This is a genomic window from Paenarthrobacter sp. CM16 (assembly GCF_013179505.1).
GTDB lineage: Bacteria > Actinomycetota > Actinomycetes > Actinomycetales > Micrococcaceae > Arthrobacter.
Genome location: NZ_JABMCX010000575.1, coordinates 1 through 907 on the forward strand (window position 1 = coordinate 1; position 907 = coordinate 907).

Annotated in this window: 1 protein-coding gene; it reads right to left on the bottom strand. The window is 62.6% G+C overall.

Going from position 1 to position 907, the window contains the following annotated elements; all coding sequences use genetic code 11:
- Positions 1 to 119: 119 nt before the first annotated feature.
- The gene (locus HP499_RS24595) at positions 120 to 665 is read right to left on the bottom strand and encodes a hypothetical protein (protein WP_172326621.1); all 546 of its coding nucleotides are present in this window, start codon (positions 663 to 665) and stop codon (positions 120 to 122) included.
- Between the last annotated feature and the right edge of the window lie 242 nt (positions 666 to 907).

The window sequence follows — 907 nt, forward strand, 5'->3', positions numbered from 1 at the left end:
GGAGGGATACCCCGGCTCTGGTGGTACCGGAGTAGCTGCCTCCCGAAAACGCTGGAAAGCTGCCAGTTCGCCGGAATTTTCCGGGCGAACTGGCAGCTTTCGTAGGTTCTGGCGCGCGCCTACCAGCGATGGGCGACGTCCACCACCAAGCGGGAGCCGCCGTCGGGCCCGTCCAGGGTGAAGACCCGGAACGGAAGCCGGGCGCGAACACCCAACCCAATGCTGGTGGTGCCCTCAAAGCTGCCGGCGTAGACCACCTGCCGGAAGGTCTGGTAGCCGGAGACGTTGGACAGCTCCGCTTTGGCTGCGGGCAGGTACGTGGGTTGGCTGTACTGGTTGTACGACGGCGCCGTTACCACCACTTGCAGGTCTGCGTCACCGATCACGGGGATGGGATAGCCGGTGGCATCCTGGATCACCACGGGAACATAACGCACGGAGTAGCCGGCCACTTTGCCGGTCATATCGATCACCAGGCGGTCGAAACACGGCTGCTGGCCCGTGCGGACATTGGTGACGTTGGCGGAGCTCATGTCGGGGTCGGCCTTGGCCAACGACCCCCAGGCAATACCGCAGTAGGTTGCTGCCGAGGCCGGTCCCGGCGCTGCAAGACCGAGCCCGGCTGCAGCCAGGACCGCTGCCAGGCCCGCTCCAATTTTCCTCATTTTTTGTGCCCCCTTCAGGCGAAGTTGATACTTCAACAGTAGGAGGGCAGGGACCTCTTTGGGCCGGTTGATGCCGCTTCGGCGCATAACCGTTAAAGGGACAACAAGGCGGTCACGGGAGGGCCGTCAAAGCCGCATTTTCGCGGTGAGGCGGACAGTATTCAGGGTCTTCGCGCACTTGTTCGTAACCGAAGATAACGAGACCTTGGCGTGACCTAGCCTTCGCAGTCCTTGCAGAACTT

Excerpts from the sequence above, each read along its gene's own strand:
- HP499_RS24595 (WP_172326621.1), bottom strand. The coding sequence starts at position 665 with ATGAGGAAAATTGGAGCGGGCCTGGCAGCGGTCCTGGCTGCAGCCGGG.